This window comes from Pseudomonas sp. BJa5 (assembly GCF_030272875.2).
Lineage (GTDB): Bacteria > Pseudomonadota > Gammaproteobacteria > Pseudomonadales > Pseudomonadaceae > Aquipseudomonas.
Window position 1 is genome coordinate 1 of sequence record NZ_JALRNG020000075.1, and the last position, 7,604, is coordinate 7,604.

At 64.3% G+C, this 7,604-nt stretch carries 9 protein-coding genes; 5 read left to right on the forward strand and 4 right to left on the reverse strand.

Going from position 1 to position 7,604, the window contains the following annotated elements; genetic code table 11:
* The first annotated feature begins 111 nt into the window (after nucleotides 1-111).
* The 3 genes from M2D63_RS25345 (at nucleotide 112) to M2D63_RS25355 (ending at nucleotide 3,088) form a co-directional block, all read left to right on the forward strand.
* Nucleotides 112-1,122 (forward strand): ABC transporter substrate-binding protein, encoded by a 1,011-nt coding sequence (locus M2D63_RS25345; protein ID WP_285865844.1) that lies wholly within the window; start codon nucleotides 112-114, stop codon nucleotides 1,120-1,122.
* Nucleotides 1,123-1,191: 69 nt separating this feature from the next.
* Nucleotides 1,192-2,058, forward strand: coding sequence for a LysR family transcriptional regulator (locus tag M2D63_RS25350; protein ID WP_285865845.1), 867 nt, complete (start codon nucleotides 1,192-1,194; stop codon nucleotides 2,056-2,058).
* Between the two features lie 109 nt (nucleotides 2,059-2,167).
* On the forward strand, nucleotides 2,168-3,088 hold the full coding sequence (locus tag M2D63_RS25355) for an AEC family transporter (protein ID WP_285865846.1): 921 nt from the start codon (nucleotides 2,168-2,170) through the stop codon (nucleotides 3,086-3,088).
* An 85-nt stretch (nucleotides 3,089-3,173) separates the two neighbouring features.
* On the opposite strand, the gene M2D63_RS25360 is transcribed toward M2D63_RS25355, so the two are convergent.
* The 4 genes from M2D63_RS25360 to M2D63_RS25375 are packed head-to-tail and all read right to left on the reverse strand — an operon-like array spanning nucleotide 3,174 to nucleotide 5,783.
* Nucleotides 3,174-4,496, reverse strand: a complete 1,323-nt coding sequence (locus tag M2D63_RS25360; protein ID WP_285865847.1) for a sensor histidine kinase — start codon at nucleotides 4,494-4,496, stop codon at nucleotides 3,174-3,176.
* Nucleotides 4,493-5,161 carry a response regulator transcription factor gene (locus tag M2D63_RS25365; protein WP_285865848.1) on the reverse strand — a complete coding sequence of 223 codons (669 nt, stop codon included), beginning with the start codon at nucleotides 5,159-5,161 and terminating at the stop codon, nucleotides 4,493-4,495. Before M2D63_RS25365 ends, M2D63_RS25360 begins: the two co-directional genes overlap by 4 nt.
* Entirely contained in the window at nucleotides 5,161-5,475 is a 315-nt protein-coding gene (locus M2D63_RS25370) for a PepSY domain-containing protein (protein ID WP_285865849.1), read from the reverse strand. Before M2D63_RS25370 ends, M2D63_RS25365 begins: the two co-directional genes overlap by 1 nt.
* Nucleotides 5,475-5,783, reverse strand: coding sequence for a PepSY domain-containing protein (locus M2D63_RS25375; RefSeq protein WP_285865850.1), 309 nt, complete (start codon nucleotides 5,781-5,783; stop codon nucleotides 5,475-5,477). Before M2D63_RS25375 ends, M2D63_RS25370 begins: the two co-directional genes overlap by 1 nt.
* Before the next feature lie 159 nt (nucleotides 5,784-5,942).
* Here M2D63_RS25375 and M2D63_RS25380 point away from each other — a divergent pair, with 159 nt between their 5' ends.
* Both M2D63_RS25380 and queD read left to right on the forward strand, forming a co-directional pair.
* Nucleotides 5,943-7,022 (forward strand): patatin-like phospholipase family protein, encoded by a 1,080-nt coding sequence (locus tag M2D63_RS25380; protein WP_285865851.1) that lies wholly within the window; start codon nucleotides 5,943-5,945, stop codon nucleotides 7,020-7,022.
* Between the two features lie 52 nt (nucleotides 7,023-7,074).
* Nucleotides 7,075-7,431, forward strand: a complete 357-nt coding sequence (queD, locus tag M2D63_RS25385) for a 6-carboxytetrahydropterin synthase QueD (RefSeq protein WP_133210238.1) — start codon at nucleotides 7,075-7,077, stop codon at nucleotides 7,429-7,431.
* The last annotated feature ends 173 nt before the right edge of the window (nucleotides 7,432-7,604 follow it).

Consider the following 7,604-nt stretch of genomic DNA (forward strand, 5'->3'; position numbering starts at 1 on the left):
CGGGGCAAGCCCGCTCCTACCTGTAGGAGCGGGCTTGCCCCGCGATAAACCCTCGCCTGCTCATCGCCTACTACACTTGCCAGACTCCAGCCCCCCTGCGAGCGAGGCCGCATGAACCGACTCACCACCCTGCTGGGCAGCGCACTGCTCGCCCTGAGCCTTGTCAGCCACAGCCTTGCCGCCGACAAGACCACCCCCATCCACTTCGGCGACATCACCTGGGAAAGCGGCAGCCTGACCACCGAGATCCTGCGCCTGATCGTCGAGAAAGGTTACGGCTACCCCACCGACACCCTGCCCGGCAGCACCGTCAGCATGGAAGTGGCCCTGGCCCGCAACGACATCCAGGTGATTGCCGAAGAATGGGCCGGCCGCAGCCCCGCCTGGGTCAAGGCCGAACAGGCCGGCCAGGTGTTCGCCATCGGCGATACGGTGAAAAACGCCGATGAGGGCTGGTACGTACCCGCCTTCGTGATCAAGGGCGATACCGCCCGCAATATCAAGCCCCTGGCCCCGGACCTTAAATCGGTCAACGATCTCAAGGATTACGCCCAGTTGTTCCGCGACCCGGAAGCCCCCGGCAAGGGTCGCTTCCTCAACAGCCCCAGCGGCTGGACCTCGGAAATCGTCAACAGCCAGAAGCTCAAGGCCTACGGCCTGGACGCGCTGTACGTGAACTTTCGCAGCGGCTCCGGCGCAGCCCTCGATGCAGAGATCACCTCGTCGATCCGCCGCGGCAAGCCGGTGCTGTTCTACTACTGGTCGCCGACCCCGCTGATGGGCCGTTTCGAACTGGTGCGTTTGCAAGAACCGCCGTTCGACCCCGAGGCCTGGAAAACCCTCACCGATGCCAGCCATCCCCACCCGCAAGGCAGCCAGTCGCTGCCGGCGAAGCTGTCCATTGGTGTCTCGGCACCGTTCAAGCAGCAGTATCCCGACCTGATCGAGCTGTTCGGCAAGGTCGACCTGCCGATCGACACGCTCAACCAGACCCTGGCGCAGATGAGCGAAACCCGGCAATCCCCCAAGGAGGCGGCCCGGCAGTTTCTCAAGGAGCACCCGCAGATCTGGAAAGCCTGGCTGCCCGCGGAACAGGCCGGCAAGGTTGAAGCAGGCCTGTGAAAGGCTTTCAACACCGCGGGATTGCAGCCATCATGGAGGCTTCCTCTTGCCCGGCACCGGAGCTTCCAGTTGTCACTCAAGGCCCTGCGCACCCTGGTCACCATCGCCCGTCATGGCACCTTTGCCCGTGCCGCCGACCTGCTCAGCCTGACGCCGTCAGCGGTCAGCCTGCATATCCGCAGCCTGGAGGAGGAGCTCAAGGTCACCCTGTTCGACCGCAGCCGGCGCCAGGTCAGCCTGACCGAGGCCGGGCACCTGGCCGTGGAGCGGGCTGAGGGGATCCTCGCCGCCTACGACGAGATGGCCGACGCCCTGATCAGTGGCCCGGGCCTGAGTGGACGCCTGAAGATCGGCGCCATCCAGACCGCTCTGGCCGGCCGCCTGCCCGCCGCCCTGGTGCGGATCAAGGCCGAGCATCCACACCTGCACATCAGCGTGCTCTCGGGGATGTCCGCGGAGCTTGCCCGGCGCGTCGAAGACGGTGAACTGGATGCGGCCATCACCACCGAGCCGGTGGCCCCCTACCCGGCCAACCTGGACTTCACACCGCTCTACAGGAACCGCTTCTGGGCGGTGGCGGGCCCGGCGTTCGCTGGTATCGGCCTGCGTGAATTGCTGGCCAGCCAGCCCTTCCTGCGCTTCGACAAGCGTGCCTGGGCCGGGCGCATCATCGAGCAGGAGCTGCGCAAGCAGCAATTGCCGGTCAGCGAGCAGATGGAGCTGGACAGCCAGCAAGCCCTGACGCACATGGCCTCGATGGGGCTGGGCGTGGCCATCGTGCCACTCGCCGACGACGACCTTGAGCGCTTGCCCGCCGTGACCCTGCTGCCGTTCGGTGAACCTCAGTGCGTGCGCCACGTGGGTCTGCTCGAACACACCAGCAGCCGCCGTCGTCACCTGACGGCAGTGCTGAAGACTGCCCTGGGCCAACCCTGAAGTTTTTCTCAACGGTCGATTGAGAATTCTGCGTTTTTTTCTTTCAGTGCGACAGGCTAGCCTGATGTCCACGCCTATCCGCTAGTGCTGACTGACAGGGAAATGCCAGATGTTGCAACTGATCCTCGCCACCATCGTCCCCATCGCCTTGCTGATTGCCCTGGGAGGCTGGCTGCGGACCCGGGGCTTTCTTGGCGAGGCGTTCTGGCCGGCAGCGGAACGCCTGAGCTACTTCGTGCTCCTGCCGGCCTTGTTCGTCCACAGCCTGGCGACTGCCGACCTGAGTGGCTTGCCGGTGTTCGACATGGTGACCGTGCTGTTGCTCTCGACCCTGCTCGGCGCCTTCTTGCTGGTGCTGTGCAAAGGTCGGGTGGCCGGCGATGATGCCAGCTTCACCTCGGTTTTCCAGGGCGGCGTGCGCTTCAACAACTATATCGGCGCGACCCTGGCCGCCGGGCTCTACGGCAGCGGCGGCATCGCCCTGGCCGCCGTGGCCAATGCCGCCATCGTGCCAGCCGTGAATGTGCTGTGTGTGATGGTCTTTGCCCGCTACAGCGGCAAGCAGAGTTCGTACCGGGCGGTGATCAAGGCGATCTTCAGCAACCCGCTGATCCTTGGCTGCATCATCGGCATCACCTTGCACGTCACCGGCCTGGGCCTGCCGCCGGGCCTCGAACCGACCATCAAGGCACTGGGCCAGGCGGCCCTGCCGCTGGGCTTGCTGTGCGTCGGCGCAGCCCTGGGTGGCAATGCCCGGGGCCTGGGCACCCGACCGTTGCTGGCCGCCTCGCTGTTCAAGTTCGTGGTGTTGCCGCTGACCACCTGGGGCGTCTGCCGCCTGCTGGGCCTGAGCGGCCAGGCGGCGATTGTCGCCATCCTGTTCCAGGCTTTGCCGACAGCCTCTTCTTCCTATGTGATGGCCAGGCAAATGGGCGGTAATGCGCCGCTGATGGCCAACATCATCGCCTTGCAGACCGTGCTGGCAGCGCTGACGCTACCGGTGATGCTGAGCCTGATGATGCACCTGTAGGCGCGGCGGTGCGACGACCCGACTTGTCCCGCGATGCGATGTAACTTGCGGGCCGCCATCGCGGGGCAAGCCCGCTCCTACGTTGCTACGGAATTCGGCGGCGCGGCAATTCGATGCTGACCCGCAGGCCGCCGTACGGGCTTTCCTGCAAGGCCAGGCTGCCACCCCAGGCGTCGACGATGTCACGCACGATGCCCAGCCCCAGTCCATGGCCGTCGACCTGCTCATCCAGCCGCGTCCCCCGTTCGAGCACCTGTTCGCGCAAGTCCTCGGCAATCCCCGGACCATCATCGTCGATCAACAGCCGATAGTGCTGCGGATGTTCCTCGATGCTCAGTTGCACCAGGGTATCGGCCCATTTGCAGGCGTTGTCCAGCAGGTTGCCGAGCAACTCCAGCAGGTCCTCGCGGTCCCAGGGCAGGAGCAGCCCGGCAGGAACGCGCCGGCTCAGTTCCAGGCCTTCGCCATGGATCATACCCAGGGTCGACAACAGGCCCGGCAGCTCGGCATCGCAATCGAACTGCGCACCCGGCAAGGCATCTCCGGCCAGGCGCGCACGATTGAGCTCGCGGCTCAGGCGCTGCTGGATCTGCTCCAGTTGCTCGCGCAGTTGCACACGCACTTCGGGCAGCTCCTTGAGGCGCTCGCTAGATGCCAGGCTCAGCAGCACCGCCAGCGGCGTCTTCAGGGCATGCCCAAGGTTGCCCAGGGCATTGCGTGAACGCCGCAGGCTGTCTTCGGTATGGGCCAGCAGGTGGTTGATCTGCGCGACCAGGGGCTCGAGCTCGCTGGGCACCTGGGTGTCGAGTTGCGTGCGCTTGCCCTGCTGCAACTGGGCGATCTGTTCCCGTGCACGTTCCAGCGGTCGCAATGAGCGGGTCACGGTGATGCGCTGCAACACCAGCACCAGTATCAACGCAACCAGGCCCAGGCCCAGGCCGATCTGCTGCATGCGCCGGAACTGGTCACGTACCGGGGTGTAGTCCTGGGCGACACTGATGGCGATCGCCTGGCCGAAACGCCGATAGTCGCTGCGCAACACCAGCAACTGCTGGTTTTCCGGCCCCAGTTGCAGGTCGGTGTGCAGGCCGGCGGTGTCCGGCGCCGGCATGTCCAGGTCCCACAGTGAGCGCGATCGCCAGTTGCCGCCGTCGAAGTCGATGCGGAAGTAGTAGCCGGAAAACGGTCGTTTGTAGGCCGAGGAAATCCTTCGCTCATCCAGCTCAAGGCCGGTCTGCCCACGCACCAGGGCAACCAGCAGGTTCTCGCTCTCCTTGCGCAGGCCAGCCTCCAGGTAGCGTTGCAACCCTACCTCGAACAACCACAGGCTGATCTGCGCCAGGGCCAGGCCCACCAGCACCAGTACCGCGACGAGGCCAAGGCTCAGGCGTGCCTGGATCGACTTCACTCGCTACTCCCGGCGTAAAGGTAACCCTGGCCACGGCGGGTCTCGATGACGCTGCGGCCGAGCTTGCGGCGCAGGTGATTGACGTGGACCTCCAGCACATTGGAGTCGCGCTCGGTCTCGCCGTCATACAGGTGCTCGGCCAGGTGGCTCTTGGACAGGATCTGCCGGGGATGCAGCATGAAGTAACGCAGCAAGCGAAACTCGGCCGCCGTCAGCTGGATATCGACGCCGTCACGGGTCACACACTGGCGCCCCTCGTCCAGTTGCAGGCCGGCCGCTTCCAGGGTCGGCTGGTTGGCCAGGCCACGGGCCCGGCGCAACAACGACTGCACGCGCAGCAGCAGCTCCTCGGGGTGAAACGGCTTGCTCAGGTAGTCGTCGGCACCGGCCTTCAGGCCTTCGATGCGCTCGGCCCAGGAGCTGCGCGCCGTCAGGATCAACACCGGTGTTGCCAGACCTGAAGCCCGCCATTGGGCCAGCACCTCAAGCCCCGGCAACCCGGGCAGGCCCAGGTCGAGGATGATCAGGTCATAGGGCTCGCTGGCACCCTGGTAGACCGCGTCGCGGCCATCGGCCAGCCAGTCCACCGCGTAGCCCTGGCGTTGCAGGCCTTGAGTCAGCTCGTCGGCCAGCGGCACGTTGTCCTCGACCAGTAACAGGCGCATCAGTCATCTTCCTCGTCTTTGAGTAACACCCCATTGGTGGCATCGAGCTTGATCTCGCGCACCACTCCTGCGGGGGTCAACAACTCGACCTCGTATTCAAGGCGGCCGTGCTTCTCTTCCAGTTCCGCTTCCAGCAACGTCGCCCCGGGATAGCGTCCCAGGGCATCGTTGAGCAGTTGCTCCAGCGGCAGGATAACGCCCTGCTGGCGCAGTTTCAGGGCTTCATCCTGATCGAGGTCGCGGGCCTGGGCCTGCGAGCAGAGGGCCAACAGCGCAGCGAATACCGCCTGTGCTGTTCGCAATCGAAGGGTCATTACTTGTCCTGGGCGTCCTTGAGGATTTCACCGGTCTTGGCGTCCATGTCCACGTCCCACTCGACGTTCTGGGCATCACGCAGCTCGACCTTGTAGATGTAGCGGCCATACTCGTCTTCCAGCTCGGAATCGGTGACGGTGGCGCCCGGGTGCTTGGCGACAGCGGCAGCCTTGAGCTCGTCCAGGGACTTGATGGTCTTGGCATTGACCAGTTTCACGACTTCATCGGGTTGTACGTCCTTGGCCAGGGCAACATTGGCGCCGAGGGCAAGGGCAGCAGCGGCGAACAGGGCAGTCAAAGTCTTCATGGGGTCTCTCCGTCGAGATCAATAATGTGTCTACGGGGCCTAGAGTAACCAACCGAACTTAATTGAAGCTGAAAACAACTGGCGACATGATAGCGCACCCCTGCCCCACAACCGGACCGCTGTTCTTTATAATTGCCGGCTCCAGACAGCGAGGCCCGTATGAGCGCAATCCACATCAAGTACCCGGCCCTGACCCTCAAGGCAGGCAGCCGCGCCCTGCGCCATATCCGCGAGCGCGGGTTGCAGGCGGCGGATGTGGGAGTACTGCCGGGGGCGGCGGGCGGGCCCAAGGCCCTGGGCATCCAGGGTCTGGACCTGGCGCTGTTTGGCCACTGGCTGCCTGGCGCACCTCGCGAGCGCGCATTGATCGGGGCCTCGATCGGCTCCTGGCGTTTCGCCAGTGCCTGCCTGCCCAATCCGGTCGAGGCCTTGCAGCGCCTTGGCCAGCTGTACACCGAGCAGGACTTCGCCAAGGGCGTGACCCAGGCCGAGGTCAGTCGCAGTTGCCAGCGCATGCTCGATGACCTGCTCCAGGGTCGCGATGCACAGGTGCTCGACAATCCCGATTACCGTCTGAACATCATGGTGGTGAAAAGCCACGGGCTGCTCGCCCATGATCATCGCGCACGCCTGGGCATGGGCTTGTCTTCAGTGATTGCCGATAACCTGATCGGCCGCCCGCGGCTGGCGCGGCACTTCGAGCGCATCATCCTGCACGATGCCCGCAGCAACCCGCCGCTGCAGCCCCTGACCGACTTTCCGTCGCGTTGCCTGCCACTGGATGTGGCCAACCTGCGCCATGCCCTGCTGGCCTCAGGGTCCATCCCCATGGTGATGGAAGGCGTACGGGACATCCCCGGGGTTGGCCAGGGCACCTACCGCGATGGCGGGTTGCTCGACTATCACCTGGACCTGCCCTACCGGGGCGACGATATCGTGCTCTACCCGCACTTTACCGACAAGGTCATTCCCGGCTGGTTCGACAAGGCCCTGCCGTGGCGCCGCGGGGATGGCGAACGCTTGCGCAATGTACTGCTGCTGGCACCGTCGGCCCAGTACCTGGCCAGCCTGCCCTTCGGCAAGCTACCCGACCGTAGCGACTTCAAGCGCTTCATGGGCGACGCCGGCAGCCGTCAGCGCTACTGGCACACGGCGATGTCCGAAAGCCGCCGCCTGGGTGACGAACTGCTCGAACTGATCGAAACCGGCAAGCTGCATCAGCAACTGCAACCGCTGTAACCACCATGCTGGTAAACTGGTGGGCAGCATTGGTTTTCAGAGTTGAGACATCGTGGAAATTTTCAAAGAGTTCACCTTCGAGTCGGCACACCGCCTCCCGCACGTTCCTGAAGGGCACAAGTGCGGCCGCCTGCATGGCCATTCGTTCAAGGTTGCCCTGCACCTGACCGGGCCTCTGGACCCGCATACCGGCTGGATCCGCGACTTCGCCGAGATCAAGGCGATCTTCAAGCCGCTGTATGAGCAGCTGGACCACAACTACCTGAACGACATCCCTGGCCTGGAAAACCCGACCAGCGAAGTGATCGCCAAATGGATCTGGGACCAGGTCAAGCCGCTGCTGCCTGAGCTGTCCAAGGTGCGTATCCATGAGACCTGCACCAGTGGTTGCGAGTATTACGGCGACTGAGTGGGCAACGGATGTGACAAGACCACCCTTCGGGGTGGTTTTTTTTGGCCTCGCCCTTACGCCATCGACCTGTAGGAGCGACAGTGGGAGGGGCATAAAGACAAAACCCCTACCTGCGTACGCAGATAGGGGTTTCGGAATTTAATCTTGACGATGACCTACTCTCACATGGG